This window comes from Janthinobacterium sp. SUN073, from assembly GCF_030397665.1.
Classification (GTDB): Bacteria; Pseudomonadota; Gammaproteobacteria; order Burkholderiales; family Burkholderiaceae_D; genus Janthinobacterium.
Window position 1 is genome coordinate 1 of record NZ_JAPUBT010000007.1, and the last position, 19,786, is coordinate 19,786.

At 53.0% G+C, this 19,786-nt stretch carries 12 protein-coding genes; 7 read left to right on the plus strand and 5 right to left on the minus strand.

Features of this window, described 5'->3' with window-relative positions:
- The 4 genes from O0882_RS18625 to O0882_RS18640 form a co-directional block, all read left to right on the plus strand.
- Nucleotides 1-172, plus strand: a 172-nt coding sequence (locus O0882_RS18625) for an IS3 family transposase (protein WP_289950838.1), incomplete at its 5' end; no start/stop codon positions are given.
- 1,304 nt (nucleotides 173-1,476) lie between these two features.
- Nucleotides 1,477-2,376 (plus strand): TnsA endonuclease N-terminal domain-containing protein, encoded by a 900-nt coding sequence (locus O0882_RS18630; protein WP_289950361.1) that lies wholly within the window; start codon nucleotides 1,477-1,479, stop codon nucleotides 2,374-2,376.
- A gap of 152 nt (nucleotides 2,377-2,528) precedes the next feature.
- A complete protein-coding gene (locus O0882_RS18635) occupies nucleotides 2,529-4,592 on the plus strand; it encodes a transposase (protein WP_289950363.1) in 2,064 nt (687 codons plus the stop codon).
- Entirely contained in the window at nucleotides 4,589-5,845 is a 1,257-nt protein-coding gene (locus O0882_RS18640) for an AAA family ATPase (RefSeq protein ID WP_289950364.1), read from the plus strand. The genes O0882_RS18635 and O0882_RS18640 overlap by 4 nt, the downstream gene beginning before the upstream one ends.
- On the opposite strand, the gene O0882_RS18645 is transcribed toward O0882_RS18640, so the two are convergent.
- On the minus strand, nucleotides 5,842-7,221 hold the full coding sequence (locus tag O0882_RS18645) for a TniQ family protein (RefSeq protein WP_289950366.1): 1,380 nt from the start codon (nucleotides 7,219-7,221) through the stop codon (nucleotides 5,842-5,844). The genes O0882_RS18640 and O0882_RS18645 overlap by 4 nt on opposite strands.
- A 141-nt stretch (nucleotides 7,222-7,362) precedes the next feature.
- Nucleotides 7,363-7,590: a helix-turn-helix transcriptional regulator gene (locus O0882_RS18650; protein WP_289950368.1), complete on the minus strand. Its 228-nt coding sequence runs from the start codon at nucleotides 7,588-7,590 to the stop codon at nucleotides 7,363-7,365.
- 417 nt (nucleotides 7,591-8,007) lie between these two features.
- Between O0882_RS18650 and O0882_RS18655 the strand changes: the two genes are divergently transcribed.
- Nucleotides 8,008-8,499, plus strand: coding sequence for a helix-turn-helix transcriptional regulator (locus tag O0882_RS18655; RefSeq protein ID WP_096232893.1), 492 nt, complete (start codon nucleotides 8,008-8,010; stop codon nucleotides 8,497-8,499).
- 170 nt (nucleotides 8,500-8,669) lie between these two features.
- Here O0882_RS18655 and O0882_RS18660 read toward each other — a convergent pair whose 3' ends face one another.
- On the minus strand, nucleotides 8,670-10,436 hold the full coding sequence (locus O0882_RS18660) for a TnsD family Tn7-like transposition protein (protein WP_289950374.1): 1,767 nt from the start codon (nucleotides 10,434-10,436) through the stop codon (nucleotides 8,670-8,672).
- Between the two features lie 700 nt (nucleotides 10,437-11,136).
- On the opposite strand from O0882_RS18660, the gene O0882_RS18665 reads away from it, so the two are divergent.
- Complete coding sequence (locus O0882_RS18665; RefSeq protein WP_289950376.1) at nucleotides 11,137-12,759, plus strand: hypothetical protein; 1,623 nt, start codon at nucleotides 11,137-11,139, stop codon at nucleotides 12,757-12,759.
- Complete coding sequence (locus O0882_RS18670) at nucleotides 12,756-15,356, plus strand: phospholipase D-like domain-containing protein (RefSeq protein ID WP_289950378.1); 2,601 nt, start codon at nucleotides 12,756-12,758, stop codon at nucleotides 15,354-15,356. Before O0882_RS18665 ends, O0882_RS18670 begins: the two co-directional genes overlap by 4 nt.
- Nucleotides 15,357-15,556: 200 nt before the next feature.
- On the opposite strand, the gene O0882_RS18675 is transcribed toward O0882_RS18670, so the two are convergent.
- Both O0882_RS18675 and glmS read right to left on the minus strand, forming a co-directional pair.
- The gene (locus O0882_RS18675; protein ID WP_289950381.1) at nucleotides 15,557-17,422 is read right to left on the minus strand and encodes a DUF262 domain-containing protein; all 1,866 of its coding nucleotides are present in this window, start codon (nucleotides 17,420-17,422) and stop codon (nucleotides 15,557-15,559) included.
- Nucleotides 17,423-17,941: 519 nt separating this feature from the next.
- Nucleotides 17,942-19,771 (minus strand): glutamine--fructose-6-phosphate transaminase (isomerizing), encoded by a 1,830-nt coding sequence (gene glmS / locus O0882_RS18680; protein ID WP_289950383.1) that lies wholly within the window; start codon nucleotides 19,769-19,771, stop codon nucleotides 17,942-17,944.
- Between the last annotated feature and the right edge of the window lie 15 nt (nucleotides 19,772-19,786).

A 19,786-nucleotide genomic window follows, 5' to 3' on the forward strand; every position in this document is an offset into this window, starting at 1 on the left:
GAAAAACGAGCTGGTGCACCATCAACGTTACGCGACCCGGGCCGATGCGAAAGCTGCAATACAGGAATACATCGAAAGCTTTTACAACCGCCAGCGGCGCCACTCGCGCCTCGGCAATGTTCCGCCCGCATTGTTCGCTGAAAAATTCAGCAAACAGCTACGGGCGGCTTGAAACAAGAGTGTCCGCTATTGACAGTACACCTCAAGTTTTGCGAAAAATGGTCGTCCACCGTAGGTGCAAACCTCATCATCTTCGGTAAATATCAGGAGCTGCAGTCCGGGAGCAAGTTGCCGTAACCATCCAGGGCCGTCAAGTAAGGCATTGGAGGAGACATCCAAGGCTTTCCATAGGACGTGGTTGAGTTCTTTGGCCGATCCAGGTACGAGGTCATTCGCTCGAACCACCAGAGCTGCGCGCGGGGTAGTCAGACCATGTCGGTATGATGCCCACTTGTTCGAATGGAAATATTTCCCTGCGTTGTTCTGTCTGAAACCTTCCGGCTCAATCAAACGTTCGACGGCGTAGGCCGTCGGAGCTCCCAAGCGTATCCGAACACCTTGAAACCAATATATGGTTCGGATTCGTTTGATGGTGGCGCGCATACGTCTTATATTTTCCTCCATCATTGGTTTTGCACCTTGTAGCAAAATTGGAGAGTATCTTCATTAAATCATTTTATTTCAATGAGTTACGTTATTTTTTCTAAGAAAACTAGAGTAACTTTTACTTGAAATATACGACCTAGTATTTTTTGAGGGGTGACGCTAACATTTGGTATAACCAAAACCGTATTTGGTGTGACCAACCGTAACAACGAAGGTGAAATGCACCAACCTCTCTTTGACGAACCACTCGCAGTTGTCCTTGAACGAGAACTGATGAATCGGTACGGCCCCATCGTGTCAAACGACAACTTGCGGCTGGTGCTTGGTTACGCCTCAAAAGACGCCTTCAGGCAAGCGGTGTCACGGAAAACGGTGCCCATCGCAGTGTTCGAAATTGAGCACAGAAAAGGGAAGTTTGCCCTCGTAAGGGACGTTGCCCTTTGGCTCGCAGCACAAAGGGAACGGGCTTTTATTGCGAGGGCCGGCGAACCAACGGGGTCTGTTCCCCATAATGACTATAAAGATCCTAATTCCGGAGGCGGCCTATGACCTAGCCACGCAGATTTAGCAAAAAAAGCGGGGCCGTAAATGACCAAAGCCCAAGAGCGTCAACTCTCGGGCTTTGTATTTGCTGCATGGATATTGGCTCATCCTGCGTCAAGTATCGTCTCTCCCGAACCCACTGTCAACACCCTTGCCCCTTCTTTTCACGGGGCGGGTGGGTTCGTGCGTCCTCTTCCTTCACTTTACGTTTGCGGCTACGTCGCGACTCATTGGCCTGCGCAGCAATACGCTTGTAGCGAACCTGCGCTCGTCTTTCCCGCACTTAGCGGTGATTCGCGAACAGCTCTTTGGACGATAGGAACCTTGATGAAAACCCAAAAACGATTTACCCCTGATTTGCTCGACCGCTACCGGCGCCTTGGACGAGGCAAAGGCACCAATGAACATTATGTGCCTTGGCATCGCGTCGGTCGCAGCGACCCGGCCAGTTCCGGCCGCTCTCATCTTCAACATTGGCGAGGTAGGCAACGGGAGCTGCTCAGTGACCTTGAGTGGGTGACATTTCTATTCTGCACTATGATCGTCGGCATAGCCGACATCAGAGAGCAATTTCCTTTGAGTTTGGAAGAAAGTGAGCACAAGCTATCGCCCCCCGATGACTCGACAATTGCAGGTCAATACGCTGGCTCACTCAACATTGCAATGGAGCTGCAGGTTAAACATCCCAAGGTGAACGGTGCTGGACGTTCTGTCAATTGGGTGATGACGACAGATCTGCTGCTCACCATAAGGCAACCAGACGGCAAACTTACGCTTCTGGCCGTCGCCGTCAAGCCCAATCGTGCGGCTGATAAGAAACGTACCAAGGAACTGCTCGCTATCGAATATATGTATTGGAAAGCACGGGGTGTCCGGTGGTTACTTGTCACACCCGATCTTTATGACGGGCTGGTGGCGGATACGCTTCGTAATTGTGTGCCTTGGGCACTGGGACCTCAAGCGGATGAGCCAGGAATTGACTTCGTCGCCATGGCAGCTGATAGGTTACGCGGAAAATCTATGACCGCTGCGCTGGAATATTTGGCTGCGGAGTTTGGGAGCCAGAACATAGCCCAACTCGCCCTTTGGCAGGCGGTCTGGTCTGGCCGCCTGCCAATCGATCTGCGTAGAGGTTGGCGCCCGCACGAACCGCTCGCTCTGCTGGATCCGGCAGAATTTCGGCTACTGAATCCTATCACCTCGGGGAGGTCAGCTTGGTCATGCTAATCCACAATCAAGTCATTGAAATCACGTCGGGAGCGTGGGAAGGCATATATCGCGTTGTGCTCGACGCGCCGCGCATAAACCAGACCATTCTCGCGAGACTCTCAGGCTCTACCTCCCCGAATGGGAAAACTCGGGGAAGAAAAAAGCAAGACGTGACTAAGTCTCCTAGAAAGCAGGCGCCACTTCCCTTAGTCGGCGAACTGATCTGGGTGGGCCATGCGCAGCTCGATGACCTCAGAAGCGACAATATGATCAAAGTAGTTGACATCGAGCGCGAGCAATTCACTCTCTCAAAGTCAGATCAGGATCGGTATGTTCATCGAGTCGCGGTCATGTCAGATTTTCTCGATTTTGACACATTGAGCTCCGCAATTCTAAAAGACGGCGGTGTGGCAAGCTTAGTTAATGCTGCAACCGCAAGAACGGGAGCAAGCAAGTCGCTAATCTACAAACTCTGGTCACTTCTGTGCCGCTTGGGCTTCTCTGCCATAAGCTTAAAGCCGCGCCGATATCGATGCGGTGCTCCTGGGGTCGCACGTCCTTGCGATCCGAACGGGCGTCAGAAAGCTGGACGAAAAACGATCGGGGAGTATGCAGCTAAAGCATCCGGAAATATGCTACCTCCCACGCAGCCCGGAATGAGTACAGAATGGCGTCAGTGGATTATGATCGCTGACAAAAAAATCCCAAGTCCAAAGCCCGATTTTCCCGCCCGCTATAAATTCATCCTGGACAGTCAATTTGTTAAGCGATACCGCATGGAGAATGGCTTGCATGTTCCTCTTGAACTTAAGCAAGGAGAATATCCTAACCGTAGTCAGGTGAAGCGGGTTCTGACTACCGACGTACCGCGACTCCAACGACTATTGGATCGGACTACCTCTGGCCACTACGCACGCAGCTTAAGAGGTATGACCGGTCGCAACTGGAAAGGCGTCGCAGGTCCTGGCCATACTTGGGCGATCGACTCAACAATCGGCGATATTTATCTCAGGTCGAGTGTCAATAGAGCCTGGATCATTGGTCGTCCTGTGGTCTACATTATCGTGGATGTTTGGTCGACTGCGATCGTCGGATTCTACGTGTGTTTAACCGGGCCAAGCTGGGATACTGCCAAGGTAAGCCTGTTCAGCGCCGCTGCGGATCCTGCATTGTTGGCTGACCTATGGCAATACGAACCAATGTTAAGTCTGTATCCCGCGCCGACGATGCCCGCAGTACTGATGTGTGACAGAGGGGAATATTTATCGCATGCCGCCCGCCAGACCGGCATAAAGCTAATTCCATGTCTGAGCTATGCACCACCATATCGGCCAGACCTGAAGGGACTAGTCGAAGTGCTGCACCGTATTGAAAAAGACAGGCAACATCTATGGCTGCCTGGAGCTATCGATGCACGTCGCAAAGAATACGAACTGCGGCGCTTTGATCCACGCGAAGCCGTCTTGACGGTGCGCGAATACACCGAATATTTGCACACTGTTTTTGCAGAATATAATTTAACGGCAAACCGCACAAAGCGGATCGATACCCACATGGCATCGGCAGGTGTGATGCCCAGCCCAGCGGGCCTTTGGCGCTGGGGTCACGAAGTAGGAATCGGTACGCGCAGAGCGTTTCCACAGTCAGAACTCATCAGCGAACTTCTGCCGCAACAGCGTGGATTAGTCTCCAGTAACGGTGTTCGGTTTTGCGGTTTGCACTATGAGTCGGAAAAAATCAACGATGAGCAATGGACAGCGCACGCACGAAATTTCGGCAGTTGGAATATTGATATTAGCCATTTTCCTGGATCCGTCTCGCGCATCTGGACACCGAACCTAGCAGGCTCTGGTCTGCTGGATTTACGCCTTTCTCAACAGACCATTGCGTCCAGAGAACAAACATTCGACGAAGTGCTCGACGCATTCATGGTTGGGAAACTGAACGCCGCCGACATCGAGCACGCCAGAGTTTTACAAGCTATGAAATCGCATCAGAGGGTTGAAGCACTTATCGCCAACGCCCGATCTCTTACTGAGGAAGCAATTGAACGGTACAGCGGAGAAGTGCCCACCATGATGGAATCCAGACAGATAGAAAACCAGACCTCAGTGACTTCCCCCACGGTACCGTCTGCCGCAGTGACTGCCACCGTTGACGAGGCGCAGCTCACCTATTTGGAGCATATGAAAGATGTCTTCGCGGCAGTCAACGCCGCAGGAGAGAGCTCATGATCTATGACCCATACGAAGGTAATCGACTGACGCAAGGTCTGGGGCCCATCTTGTCGCGTTCAGAAATTCTCACGAAGCTTCTACAATTGCCGCCCAGGCCGGCTAACCTCAAGGAGATTCCGGTTCATATACGCTTACATTACTTGATGCGTCTTCGTGACTTGCACATCCCGTCACTTGAAGGAGCAAAACTACACACGACCATCGATCTCATGCTTCGTCAAAGCTATCGTTATCGTAATCCAGATTTGGTAGACACTTGGCGCATGGTCGGTGGCGAGCCAGGCGCCTATAACACACCAAGAGCGCCTGCAAGCGCAGCCCTTGCAGTCGGTTTATCTGGAGCTGGGAAGACCGAAGCAGCACTGCGCAGCTTCAATTTATATCCTCGCCAAGTAATTCATCATGACACATTTCCTCATATGGCCAACGGATTAAAACAAGTTGTGTGGCTTTCTACTGATGTACCAGCGACCGGCCGATCCGCAGACCTGGCAGCAAATTTAATGATGAGCTGGGACCGTGCCACAAACGGCACACGCTTTGCCGCCGCGCTTTCCAAAAATCGCCGCAATGGCATTCAAATGCTAGATGAATGGCGACAAGTAGCCTTAAGCCATTTTCTTGGAGCCTTGCACCTGGACGAAATACAAAACCTGTTCAAAATTCAAACCCTTGAGCAGCGAGCCAAATCAAAGAAAACCGAAGAGGGTCGCGAACTGCGTATTATCGAAGATGCCGCCTTGAAATCGATATTGAACTTCACCAACATGTGGCAGATGCCCGTATTTCTATCAGGTACTCCTGACGGAGTTGGTGCGCTGACAAAACGATTAGCAACAACGCAGAGAATTGTGACGGCTGGCTATCACCATTTTCCTCACTTCCGAAATGCAGATGACCCAAGCTTTTGCGACGTATTTTTCCCCCATCTTTGCGAATATCAATACGTTCTCAAGAAGCTGCCTTCGACTGTCGGATTCCGACAACTAATCATCGAACTGACGGGCGGCCTTCCTCGCATTATTATCGCCCTGTGGATCGCAGCTCATCGCGTCGCATTCGAACGTAAGGACGACGACCTCAGAATGGAGGATTTCAGGAAAGCATCACTCACATACCTTGCCCCTCTTGCACCCGCCATCGCAGCGCTGTTGTCGAATGATCCAAAACGGATGTCTCGCTTTGAAGATCTCATGCCGCGTGACGATGGCTATTGGGCGCTTTTTTGGAGCGGCATAACTGAAATTTAAACTTTACATTTAGATGATGCCGTAAGGCACAGTTCATCGTCATTGTGTACGATGTATTGTGCTCGAACTTCGCGCGGTGTACGTTGTTTGATGCGCAGAACACCGGTCCCCGGACCGCGCCGAGGGGACTTCATCTCCATCAGCAGTGCTGTCAGATTACTGCCGCTTTGTCGAATGAAATTCTCAAATTTCTCTAGATCAACACCGGCAAGCGAAGCACTTTCAGCAAGCGATTTTTTATCCAAAAAGAAAGAAATCGCCGCTGAAAACAGCACCGATTGATCGTCTTGGGAGGAGATATCTGGAAGACCCAATACCCGCAAGCGAGTCAATGTGGTATTGGAATTCTTGTTACCCAATATATAGGACATTACAGATTTATACTGTCCTTTTGCGCGTACATATAATTTTTTAAGCTCAATGTCATCCATGAGAACACTTGGTTCGCGAGGCCTTCGTCTCCGGAGGACTGGTGAGCCAGTTGTTAGAGCCAAAATCGCATGATCCGCTGAATCGAACAAGACACAACATGCCAAAATATAGGGTGCAACTGAGGACGCCGAAGTGGATAAATACAAGACGCCATCGACTTGATTCAGTGGAATCCCGAATGCCTTTTCGGCGAGCGCTGGCACTACTGTCGCAAGCCAGTCTCTCGGAAACTCCATCAAAATTTGGTCACTCAATAGCTTTTTTTCGGAGCTCCCAGCGTGCGTACTCCACCCTCGATCCAATGCACGTTCGTGCAGCACTTCTCGCGCTATTTTTACGGCTATGGGCTTCTCGAAGCTTATCAGTTTGCGTGAAATAGCCAAGAAGCGCTGGATTCCGTCGTGTTCCAGGTCCGATCTGGCCCACACTTCATCTACGACATGGCTATTTTTCTCAAATCGTGATGGGGGCTTTAAAAATGCTTCGGTGTCGTCAACATATCGCAATGGTGTTCGATGTTCCCAACAAGATGTCACGCCTGGTAACTGATGATCCCGTCTCCAGTAACTCATTCCGTGTGTTTTTTGGTCGGAGTCAACGCAATCAACGCAAAAATACGCTGCTGGGCGGGCCAACCGCATGCCGGTCAACCTTAGCATTGATCGGCTCTCTGGATTTCCGTGAGCCAGATCTGGCATATAGGAAGTGATCGCTCTACGCAGCGGTAGCGTGCTATGACTACGGACGAATTGCATTAGCTCCATGTGGGCAGCCCGGCCGAGTAAGTCGATGCAGCAAATTCCCTGAATTGAAGGTTCTGCGACGCTCGCCCACTGCGCTAGCAAGCTTATAATTTCCGCTTCAGTTCTTAGCCCATTGGTACGAAGTAAGCGACCTAAATATGAGCGATCCAGCTCGTCGGGCAATGGGAAAAGCGCGATCATCAACTGCCGTTCTTGTTTTTAACCTACATCTTGAAAATTAAGTTACGTCCTATCACCGGCGTTTTGAGGTATCTTAGCGCAACGATTTTTCACGAAAACTTATCCAATGCAATGCTCTAAATAACTACATTTACCATTACGTCACATTGCAAGTTTTTCCTCAACTAAGCCAATCATCTTTGAAGGTGAGACTTGAAGTGCAGAAGCCAGTTTAAAAATGACGCGAACCGTAGGCTGATTGATTCCACGCTCGATCAAGCTCACAAAATTTCGCTCAATGTCTGCAGCGAATGCAAGTTGCTCTTGCGACATCCCCGCTTCTTTTCTGAGCACACGCAGTACCTGACCATAAGCGATCGCTGGATCCAAGCAATTCTCCCAATATATTGGTAAGAATCTTCCGTGTTGGAGACCGTGAAGTCTTCACAATATATTGGTAATTTAAAACTATGAAGTCGAGGTTCTTTTTGTCAAATAGACGTATAGAGAGCTGCAGCGAGCAGGTAAGCGTGAAGCCTGCACCGGCTGTAGGGCGGATGTCGCTACCGGCGTAATTTGGCTCCGCCATGGGCCGGCAAGTATCACAGAGCTCCAGGTCAACCGACTCGACTACCTCCATCCCTGAAACTGCGCCGCGCAGCTCGCCCCAGCTTAAAAAATACGCCGCTTCCCAGGGGGATGATGCCATCATTGAGCGATTCGGCGCCGGGCTCAAGACGGCATGTCCTTTATGCCTATGTTGCAAACAGATGTAAAATATTTTGTACATTCACAGAACGGTAGCTCATGCATATCTACGAAGTCGGCAAAGTAGTCCGCGCCCGTCGCCTGGCACTCGGTTTGACGCAGCAACGCTTAGCGAAGTTGGCTGGTCTGTCGCGCCAGACGGTGCAGCAGCTGGAAGCTGGAACTATTAGTGACTTGAGTTTCGGGCGCGTGGTTAAGCTGCTCGGGGTACTCGGACTCAGTTTTTCCCCGCCATCGATCGAAGCCAGGGAGAAAAAGCGCGGCTTGTGGATGGCGGCAAAGAACGCTAGTGTCAGTTACAGGGGCGAACTGCATAGCGACCAGTTACAGCATGCTTTGGCTACCGGCCAAGTACCGGCTAACCACAAATCCCATTTACTACACTTCCTAGACGAAACGCCCCTGCAGGTGGTTGTGATGGCGGTCGAGGAAACCGCTCATCTGGAAGCCGTCCCACCTGCACGCATTTGGGCATGCGTCGCCCAGTTGGCCAGTCAACTCGGAAGTGTGCGTAGCGATCTCTGGCTGTAGCCGTAGCTGCGGCGGCTCGTGTTCTAAAACGGGCATGCTCATACTTGGTGAGGGTGGTTGAAAACACGAAGACTCGGTCTATATGCGATTTCTGACGGCATCATCAAGATCTACAACTTGGCCACAGAATCCCACCCACGTGGGTTAATCCGGCGTCAGAGCGAACAATCTCAGAAATCCAAGGGTGTTTGGCTACCTTTCAGATCCCGCCGGTCTAAAGCTCGCTCTATAGCCCAAACAGTCAGCGGCAAACGACTCAGAGACGATAGCTTCGCCTTCAATTCCGGTATCTCCTGATAGAGGTGCCAGAGCATTAATTTTTTTGTCCCCAGCGACAAAGATAATGCCAACGCGACTCGCTCGACCGCAGCGCTCAAATCCACGTCTCGCATGTCCCATCGCACTGATGTAGAGTCTTTGGAGGTTCGAGTCACATGCGCTGGCGACTGTGCCACAAGCCACGTCCGGTCATTCCGATAGAGCCAAGCGTACGTAGCAGGATGCATACGCCGTAGAAGCTTGATGCCGAGGTGCGCGTGCGAGCTCGTCAGCCCTTCCCACAAGGCACGGGCATTATTCAAGGCATGCTGGAAACGTACTTCTTTCCATGCCGAGTGGAGGCCAATCTCAGTACGAAGCACGTGCGTGACGGTTTCGACGGATATCGAAAATTCTATTGCTACGGCGGCCTTTTCGGCGCCTCCGCGTAACCGGGTGATCAAGGATTCTCGAATCTCGTGTTTGAGCTTTTTCGGCCGACGTGAAACCTGGATACCCATTTGTGCGGCCCATGCCATCGCAGTCGCAGTATCGATACCGAGCTCAGCAGCGGCAGCACGGACGGAACTGCCATGGTCTTCGATAAGTGCGGCCAAATCTTCCTTTTTGTCGCCATGTAGAAGAGCCAGGTGCGGCTCAAATTCGTCATGTTTTCCTTGGGAAGCGTGAACCTGCCACTTCGATACGACCTGAGCGTAGCGCTCAAGGAAACGCTCACAATCTCCAACTAACCAATCGATCATCACGATGTGGCGCAGGGGATGTGTTCCAGTTCTCGGGGTTCTTAAATGACGCGAAAGCTGATGATAGGCCTCATCAACTGTCGCTGGCAGCGCAGCAAACTCTGGTAATTGACGTAGTGGCCGGACATGAGCCTCAAACTGACTGGCAATCTCTCGAAGTCGAAACCCGCCCTTGGCGGTCAGCAAATTTCTCCCATCGAGTTCTGCTCGATAGAGTCTATGCAACTGTGCCACATCGAGGCGACCCAACGTTTCGTCTCGAAGCAGATCCACCGTTAGCTTGGATATTCGAAACAAAGTGCCGGTCGGTGCTATATCAGCGCCCAACCCGCTACCAAAAGTCCGAAAATGAGCTACATCTGGCAGATGCCAAAGAAACCGCTCAACGCCATTAGCCTTCAGATTTGACTCATTAAGAAGGCGCCCATGTACAGGGCATACCCATACACCTGGATATTGATGTTCCAGATGCCAGTAGGCCCAACCAACTGCGTGTCGGTCGATCTCCATGCAGTCGACGCAAGCCTTGAGTGGGTGATTCGCACGAAATCGGCTAGTCAAAATTCCCATCTGAAATTTCAAGTTCGCCACTGATACGCTGCGTAGCACGACGACCACTCGGTCTTCATCGCTCTGATCAATAAATTTGCGATAGTAGCGCAGCAAAGTTCGATCAGAACAGACATACCCAGCGGTGCCAAATTGCCCATTGGTACGAGCCACGAACTCATCGATACAACTCGGCAGATCATGCTGCGCACCACCGCGCCTGTGACCGAACAACATGGTGTTTGTGTCGCTTCCCAGCCGACGTCCCCAGAAGTAATGGTGTCGGCTACAAAGGCTAAATAGTGTCTCGTCGGGAAGCCAGGTTAGCGTCCCGGTTCCCTCGAACAGACTGGCGGTGTCGGTCATTAGACTCTTTCTATCTGAGCGTCAAGATAAGAACGTCGATGAAAAAATTCCTGAGCCATGCGTTGAGCTTGCGACATCTTGCTGGACAAGAATCGTCTATTTAATTCCGCCGGCATTTGGCGACTCCCTACGACGATACATCATGAAGCCCGTGCAGTGATCTATTTTATTTTGCCGAGCTCAGGCAACTTTTCTTGAATGAAGCATGAGTAGGGAAACATCAGATTGAACGTTGCTTATGAGCTATGATGTTGGCGCCGATTGAATATTGATCCACCCTGCCGACTTTGACTGCCCCATGCACGCTCGGCCGGGTTCTGCGCCAAGCCTTCGTTTACAAACATTCGGGTGGGGCAGAAATTTCTGGCAGCTTGGGGTAATTCGACGTCGGTATCAACAGCTACCGGTCAAAAAACTGGCAAGCCGTCTCGGGATGCGCGTCCATTTCGCACTGACTGCTCGGTCAAGACGGCCGGCGGTATCAGTACATTTCCATGTTGGACAATGTACGGTGACCTAGCGAAGGATTGGATCGTCCATTTTTTGCTGCGCCGAGGATAGTGATGTGATTAAGCTCATACACACCGTTGGTGCCGTAGGTGCCATTGGTTCTGTAGGTGTCAGTATTACGATGGGATGTATATAGGAAACTTCACCACATCCGAACACGGGACATCTGAAGATGAAGACTGAGGATTAGATGACTATCACCACAAGCCTCCAGGCGCCCGATTGGATCAATAGCGGAGCTGTTATCACTGGTGGATTAGACCTACTCGGTCTTCGTCTACCGGTTCAGTTCATCGGTGGTACTTTGCTGGACGGCGTCACCACGGTGACGCCGTCGATCCGATATCTCTCATTTCGAGCATGGCTCATCCATTGCTACGGACAGAGCGGTAAGGCTGACCAATGGCAAGCCTTCACGGATTTCGCCGCCCGAATCGAGTCTGCATTGGTGCTCGGGAATCTGACCCAAGATCGTTCGATAAGTGGCCTCATCGGGGCAGATCAGGCACAGGCGCGCCTCGACGAAAATACACCGCAAGTGCAAGTCTCTGCTCTCGTAAAATCGCCGGCGTCCACGATCTACGCGGGTCCCTCTGATCAACTCGGACTGAGCAGTAGGCGGGAAAACCTGGTACCAGCTTTGGTCGATACACGGGGCCTCCCCCTAGCCCTTACGGTGCATCAGCGGCTGGCGCGTGTTCCGCTGATCGAACGCTTAATGGCCGAGCCGAACCTGACGCAGGTATCGATCGACGACGTACGTGAATTGGGAGCCGTCACGCGCATCGATCAAATTCCTGATGACGAGCGCGAGCTACTGCTGGCGGCCATCGTTCCCGCTCGACCTCTGGCCAAGGAGCGTGCTCGTATCAGCACCTACGCAGCGCTGCTGTCGCTTGCCTCCAAACTAAAGGCGCGCCCCACCGAAAGCGACCTGTTCGATACCGCTTGTTCGATGAATCGTTTTGGCGAACCCCTGCTCGATCAAGTGGCCGATGGCTGGACTTCTTATTGTGTGCGGGACGCCATCGCTGTTACACAGGAGGCAGTACTCGCGGCAGTGATGGACGAGATCATGGCAAGTCCTGAAGGTGGCTCGGGCGGCGTGACGCGCGATGTGATCGTCGGGGGGCTGATGGAGCGTAGTGACGAGCACGATTTGGTCTTGCGTGATCTGGGTTTGCTGGGCGCCGTCGAATCAGTCGCGTCGCTGTCATTCCGCGAGATTTATCGACGCATCGAGGATCGCCTGTCCGCTGATAGCGTGACCATCAATGGCATCAACCGCTGGAGTGAAAACCTAATTGAGCCGCTGCTGTGCAAGCGCGCCTTGACTTCAGGCGCTGGCGCATTGACCCTTGCCGTCGTTGCCTGGATTCTGGCAGTCATTCGAGTTGGCCCGACTGTGCGCGAGAGTGATAAAGAGTCCGGCAGCCTCTCTTACCAGGGCTGGCGGCGGATGGGCCTGCGTGATGTTATCTTACCCGAACTAGAGCGTTTCCAACGTGAGGATCGGCCAATCCGGGAGGTCGCTGCCGAACTCGCCTACCGAACGGTGCAGCAGCACTTACAGATCACATGGTCGCGGTTGCAAGTCGATATCAGCCGGGACGGCGCTCTGCTTACAGCCGAGGGGGCCCATTGGTATTCCCGGCGGAAGGGCTTCACCGCTGGGCGCACGGCATCACGCATTCAGCAAGCCTTGGGCTGGCTCGGACAGCTGAAGTTGATCGATGCTGACGGCATTACTACAGATGGTGACGTGGTCCTCAAACGGGCCTTTAAGGTGTTGTCCGAGGGAGTACGGATATGAACCCACGTCTTTTTTGCCGCGAGCAGTCGTTTCACAAGACCTTGTTGCTGACCTATTCGTTCGATCCCATATTCTTCGAACAAGTGGTGTTACCTGATCTTTGGGCCGGGCGGTCGAGCGACATCCTAGTGCTCGCGGACCGAACTCAAATCGCCGTTTCAATGGAGTTGGCGGCTGGGCAACTCTGGCACCTTGGTAGGAACTACCTGCTTGCAGGCGCGAACCACTCGGGAGCATTTCACCCGAAGGTGTTCTTGCGGCTTGGACCGAAGGATGGGCTGGTGATGCTGGGTAGCGGCAATGTCACTAGTTCGGGTTGGGGGGGCAACCAGGAATTAGGCTCTACCTGGATAGTGGGACCTGGTCACGCCGATAAGGGTGGCTGGTTGCATTCTTTCCTCGACAGTGTACTGTCCTGGAGCAGTAATGGGCTTGAGCAAGACGCTGTACGTCGCATGAAGGACATACCATGGCTTAGCCTGACACCAGCAACTTCGGAATCGGATAGTGCCGTGTTGTACTGTCGGCAGGGCCTTTCCTTGGCCTCAGCGCTCGCGCAACGGTGGGCCGGTCGGCAGTTTGACGAAGTGAAAATCCTCACTGGATCGACAGATGAATCTGGTGCGTTCTTACGCTGGGCACATTCGACCTTCGGTGTGAAGCGGGCGACGGTGGTGCTTACACCAGCGAACGCCAGTTTTGCGCCCGACCAACTGGAGGATCTTCCACTTGAGTTGCGCATTATTCCTGCGACAGCAGATCGATCCATGCATGCGAAGTTCTACTGGTTCGACGGGCCTGGTGGACCGGCTGCTGTCATGGGCTCTGCCAACTGTTCTGCTGCAGCCTGGCTACAGGCCCCCGACAATGGCGGCAACATCGAGGCCCTGGTCGCATACGACCAACCCAATTTCAATGACTTTGAAAGCGTGCTCAGTGTCTTCGCCGCACCAGCACATGATCCGGTGGATGTGCTCTTGCCAAAGTCGGTCAATATGATCAAGCCAGATGCCATTGAACTGGTGTTCCGACTAAAGACATTGTTGTTGGATCGTGAATTCCGGCTTTTGCATGCGGTAATCTCCCCGGCCCCCGAGTCGGACATGATTGTTGAACTCCTCCTCGGTGACCTTCGTCTTCCTATGGAGCGTTTGCAGGGAGCAGTAGGGTCTTGGGGGTGTGAACTTCCAGAGACTATTGCGACGGCAACGATATTTGCTTTTGTGAAAATTTCTCGTGGAACTGAGCAATGGAGAACACTGTCCTTGTGGGTGAATGACGTTGCCGCCCTGGAGCATGCGAGCCACTCGGCTCGGCTGCTTGAGCCATTCAAAGGGCTGGAGCGAAGCGCGACCTCCTCAGAGCAGCGTCAGATGCTCGACGATCTGCAAGAAGTTGCGCTCGCTCTATTCAATGATGCCGCAGCTTTCCCTGACCCCGGATTTGGATATGGGCGCATCGACAAGTCCAAGGATGACACTCCCGCTACGCCCGTCAATCCGGCAGACCTGATCGTACACATGAAGGCGTCCCACGACGGCTTGCCAAATCTCGGTAAGGCTGGTGCAGGCTCGTTGTCGCTTACTGGCATTATTCGTCTGCTATTCGATTCCGATGAGCGCAACATTGTGGATTCACCGGCATTTCAAGACGAGGAAACCTACGAGGAGCCACAGCACGACAACGACAAAGGCGCTTCCAAGAAAAATTTTGAGAGGTTGGTGGACAAGTCTCAATCTGCACAAATTGAAGATCGCCTCCGGGAACGGTTGGCAGCACAGATCACCACTTTCTTGACCGAGATGTCATCGCCGCAATTTGCAGAGCGATGCTCTGCGACGCAAATGGTTCAGGCGGTATCGTTCCCGCTTGCTGTGGCCCTGCGAGGTCAACGTAGGGGCTGGGTAAGCCAGGAAGTCGCAGAGAAGTGGGCTCTGAAGGTGTTTAACATACTCTTCCGTGGGAAGAGGGCTGGATCAGGCGGACTATTGCGTGCCGTCGAACTGCGTTACTCGAACGATCGGCGGTTGACGTTCGATAATGTGGTAGGTGATGGCACGCTGTGGATGGTGCTCGTTGCAACCTTGGGCAACGCGAACTGGCAAGGGATTGGCGCCAGTATCGACAAGGCGGTTGCGTTAAGGGAGGTATTCAGCGCACCGCAACTGCTGGCTTCTGCGCAGCAAAGCCGGGTCGTAGATCTTCTCGGGAAGATCTGCATCGATGAAGCCCGGTCATACGTTACCGAGATAGCGCCCGTTGTAACGCGATTGCTTACCGAGATCGACATCGTCCTCGTCCCGGTGTGGGAAGCATGCCTGCGCGATCAGGTGGCTCGATCGATCGGCCATAAAACTGGTGATTTCCTATGGCGTGAAAACATTGGTTGGGCGGTCTGCTTGATTGCCTCGGACGCGAAGCTGGGGCAACCGATCAGAGTACGTCTCCGGGGCATCGAGAAAGATGTGATGGGTGGTTTCTATGTTAACGTTTCCGAGCTCTGCCAACGGAATTCCGCTCTCAGAAATCTGATTGAGGAACTGCTACAGGCTATGATGGCCAAAATCATCAGCGTCAAATCATTGCGAATGGCGTAAATCACGATTGGCGTGACTGCACCGCGGTTCATCATTGCTGGAAGTCCTTTCTCTGTAGTCATAAAAAAAGCCCAAGACCTTGTGAGGACTTGGGCTTTGGCTGGATTCAACCATCAAAATGATATATACCGGAAGGCACGGTCGATTCATGAATCGATGTTAGTCGGGATGTTGCTCTCGCGCCCTGACAAGGGTACTACTTACGGCGTTTGCCAGACCTGCTGTGCGACTGCAACGTAAGCGTCGGCACGATGCACAATATTATCCTTCGAGAAATCTGAGATGGCGGCAAGACCTATGTTCAAATTTGCTTGAATGTACGCTGTCACGTTTGGATTGTTTTGATACAAAGCATCACACAAGGTCTGTGCAAGGACATTTTCTGTGGCATAGGCGGCCAATTTATCGCGATATGCTTTGTCTTGCAGCGAGCGATTTCTTGATCGAGGCAAGAGCACCAGCGCGCCAAACAAGTTCCGAGACCCGTCGTAGTCTTTTGCATCCGAAAAACCATGTATGGCCGGCAAGGCTGCTGTGTCGAATGGTTCCTTCAAGAGATGTTCGATATCGAACGTTTTCATGCCTCGGTCGCGTTGCCAATATGTTGTGAAGCCAACGCGGTTCGTAAGCGAGAAAGCATCCTCAAGATGGCATGCGATCCTTGCCAGCAAGTACAGGATGTCTGATCGATCTGCCCTTGCATATTTCAGCTTGGCGAGATCCGGCAGGAGAGATATGTACTTTGGCCACTCTGCCTGCACGTAGGCCAACAGCGCAGCGTAATCCTTATCGCGGATATCACGAGCTAAGACAAACGATAGTTCCTTCAAGTTGTCGTAGTTGTTTTCCTTGCCTTCGATCGTGCGGGTCGTGAGAATGACATCAATGAGTCTTGCAACAAGCGCGATTTTCTTCTGCCAATCTGTTGTGTTATCGGAAACCTTTACGACCGCAAGGAGGACCATGGATTGGAAACTATACTTTCGAGCGGCATTAAAATAGATACATTCGAATCCTGGTTTGAGCTCCATCTCTGCATTCTTGATAAATGCATAGATATCAGCAAATTTTGGAATGTCATCTCTAGCAAAACGGACGTAATCATCTCCAGTTGATATCGCCATTCGAGTAGTATTTGATTCAAACCAGCGATGGTAAGCCTCGCCGATGATGTCAAAGTCTCCAGCTGCATCACCCTTGGATTTTCCGCGCATTGTGTCTGCCCATTTTGCTCGGAACAGATTGCGGAAGAAAAGCGAATCTTCCTCTGGGTCTAGTGCGCGAAGTTGATTGATCGTTCGCACCCAAGCGGTGTGGCAAGATTGGGCATCTGCGGCGACTGGTATTTTGGATAGAATTTGACCTTTTAGCAGGTCAATCGGGCCCAGGCGCAGGCCACGATCATTCATAGTGACGAACACTCGATGTGCTTCCGACTCACTCGCGACCGAAATGTCGATTAACAGTACACGCTCTACGACGTAGTCTATGAAGTACGCGATGGCAGTGCGTACTTTCTGATCAAGGAGGCCTTCAGTTGTTCGGAGTGCATCGAGCAATTTCCTATCCCCATCGTTCAGGTCTGGGACCTCCTCTGCATCGCGCATTGCATCATCGACCGGTTTTGAGTTATCTAAATAGCAATCGAAAATGGATTTCCGCGTCGCCGAGAACTCAATTGAATAGTCCATGGCCCCAAAGCTTACACTTCCGAGGAGTGTGGAGAGATCTAAAGCATTTTGTACTTGGTTGTCGCGGCGGTAGCGTTCAAGGTACGCAAGCAGCAGGAATGTCGATGTAAGGCGCTGTTGGCCGTCGATTAGCGGTTTCTTGCCATCCTTTTCAGCCGAAGTAATGATCGATCCCAAGAAGTATGACGAGTAACCAGATACCTCTTTTCTGGCGTGCGTTGGCTCGTAATTCAGTAGGAAGGCATTTTGGATGTCATTCAACATCTCGGCCATATGCCGTGACTCCCACTTATATTCGCGTTGGAAATACGGCAATGAATAGTGACTTTGGAAGCAAAGCTTCAGACTCTGGGTCTGCGGATTAATGTAGGCCATTGATCAAGGTAAGTGTTTCGCAAGTTAGGGGAAAAGCAGGCTTTTCGCTGAAGCCGAAATAGCGATACTGGTACATGTGAAAACAATAATTTCCTCAGCTTACCGCTCGAAGACTATACATGTCCACTGGTGACAGCTTTGAATGAGCGCAAAGGTTTCTCGGCTTTGTAAAGAGGGGTGTACAGTGACTTCGCAAGAGGGAGGGATGTGGTTCCGGAAATAGACCGGACGTGAGGACTTTCTGTCCTGAAAACAAAAACGCCAACCTGCATGGGTTGGCGTTCTGTTTGACACTGTTCTTGGTGGCTCGGGGCGGAATCGGACCACCAACACAAGGATTTTCAATCCTTATGTCATCTATGAGTAAATTAGAACTTGGCTCCAAAACTAAGTACGTCAATGTTCGATCAAGTCTCCCGCCCTCCTACTCAATTTACGACTTTAATGGCTAATTTACGACTTTAATGAACCATTTACGACTTTATTGAGCAGGAATACTGGTGTCCTCCCATGTGACGTTTACTCCACCGTCACCGACTTGGCCAGATTCCTCGGCTTGTCCACATCCGTGCCGCGCGCCAGTGCCGTGTGGTAGGCCAGCAATTGCAGCGCGACCACATGCAGGATCGGCGACAGGTCGCCGTAGTGCTCGGGCAGGCGGATGACGTGCAAGCCTTCGCCGGAGCTGATGCGCGAGTCGACGTCGGCAAAGACGTACAGCTGGCCGCCACGGGCGCGTACTTCCTGCATGTTCGATTTCAGCTTCTCGATCAGGGCGTCGTTCGGCGCGATGGTGACGACCGGCATTTCATTCGTCACCAGAGCCAGCGGGCCGTGCTTCAGCTCGCCGGCCGGATACGCTTCGGCGTGGATATACGAGATCTCCTTCAGCTTTAACGCGCCTTCCAGGGCGATCGGGTAGTGCATGCCGCGGCCCAGGAAGAGGGCGTTTTCCTTGCGTGCGAATTCCTCGGACCAGGCGATGATTTGCGGTTCCAGCGCCAGCACGGACGCGATGGCGACGGGCAGGTGGCGCATGGCTTTCAGGTGCGCCGCTTCCTGTTCTTCGCTCAAGCGGCCATTGACTTGCGCCAGGCACAGGGTCAGCAGGAACAGGCCCGCCAGCTGCGTGGTGAAGGCTTTGGTGGACGCCACGCCCACTTCCACGCCGGCGCGCGTGATGTAGGCCAGCGCGCATTCGCGCACCATGGCGCTGGTGGCCACGTTACAGATGGTCAAGGTGTGATGCATGCCCAGGCTGCGCGCATGTTTCAGGGCGGCCAGGGTGTCGGCCGTCTCGCCGCTTTGCGAAATCGTCACCACCAGCGTGTTCGGGTGCGGCACGCTGTCGCGGTAGCGGTATTCGCTGGCCACTTCCACGCTGACGGGCACTTTCGCAATCGCTTCGATCCAATATTTCGCCGTCATGCCCGCATACGAGCTGGTGCCGCAGGCGAGGATCAGCACGCGGTCGATCTGCTTGAAGATGGCATAGGCCTTGTCGCCGAACAGTTCCGGCATGATGGCCGTCACACCTTCGAGCGTGTCGCCGATGGCGCGCGGCTGTTCAAAGATTTCCTTCTGCATGTAGTGGCGGTACGGACCCAGCTCGGCCGCGCCTGTGTGCGCATGCACGGTTTTCACTTCGCGCTCGACAGGCTTGCCATCGACATCGACGATCCAGCAGCGCGACAGTTGCAGGTCGACCACGTCGCCTTCTTCCAGATAGATGATCTGGTCCGTCGTGCCGGCCAGCGCCATGGCGTCGGAGGCGACAAAGTTTTCACCATTGCCCAGGCCGACGATCAGGGGCGAGCCCTGGCGCGCGGCCACCACGCGGTGCGGCTCGTCGCGGCAGAAGACGGCGATCGCATACGCGCCGTCGAGACGTTTCACGGCCTGCTGCACGGTCTCGAACAGGTCGCCGTTATACATGTGCTCGACCAGGTGGGCGATCACTTCCGTATCCGTCTGGCTCTGGAAGACGTAGCCGAGGGCCGTCAGTTCCGCGCGCAGTTCGTCATGGTTTTCGATGATGCCGTTATGCACCAGCGCCACGCGGGCGTTCTCCTCCGTTGGGGAAAAATGCGGATGGGCATTGAAGGAGACAGGGGCGCCATGCGTGGCCCAGCGCGTGTGGGCGATGCCCGTAAAACCGCTCAAGCCTTCTTCGGCGATCTGCTTTTCCAGCTCGGCCACGCGCGAGGTGGAGCGCGAACGCTGCAAACGGCCGTCGGCGTGCAGGGCGATACCGCAGGAATCGTAGCCACGGTATTCCAGGCGCTTCAAGCCTTCGAGCAGGATGGGAGTGATATTACGTTGCGCTACCGCGCCGACGATGCCGCACATGGAAACCTCTGTCTA

Coding starts and splice junctions, on each gene's coding strand:
- O0882_RS18670 (WP_289950378.1), top strand. CDS start 12,756: ATGAACCCACGTCTTTTTTGCCGCGAGCAGTCGTTTCACAAGACCTTG.
- O0882_RS18675 (WP_289950381.1), bottom strand. CDS start 17,422: ATGGCCTACATTAATCCGCAGACCCAGAGTCTGAAGCTTTGCTTCCAA.
- O0882_RS18630 (WP_289950361.1), top strand. CDS start 1,477: ATGAAAACCCAAAAACGATTTACCCCTGATTTGCTCGACCGCTACCGG.
- O0882_RS18660 (WP_289950374.1), bottom strand. CDS start 10,436: ATGACCGACACCGCCAGTCTGTTCGAGGGAACCGGGACGCTAACCTGG.
- O0882_RS18655 (WP_096232893.1), top strand. CDS start 8,008: ATGCATATCTACGAAGTCGGCAAAGTAGTCCGCGCCCGTCGCCTGGCA.
- O0882_RS18645 (WP_289950366.1), bottom strand. CDS start 7,221: ATGATCGCGCTTTTCCCATTGCCCGACGAGCTGGATCGCTCATATTTA.
- O0882_RS18640 (WP_289950364.1), top strand. CDS start 4,589: ATGATCTATGACCCATACGAAGGTAATCGACTGACGCAAGGTCTGGGG.
- glmS (WP_289950383.1), bottom strand. CDS start 19,771: ATGTGCGGCATCGTCGGCGCGGTAGCGCAACGTAATATCACTCCCATC.
- O0882_RS18665 (WP_289950376.1), top strand. CDS start 11,137: ATGACTATCACCACAAGCCTCCAGGCGCCCGATTGGATCAATAGCGGA.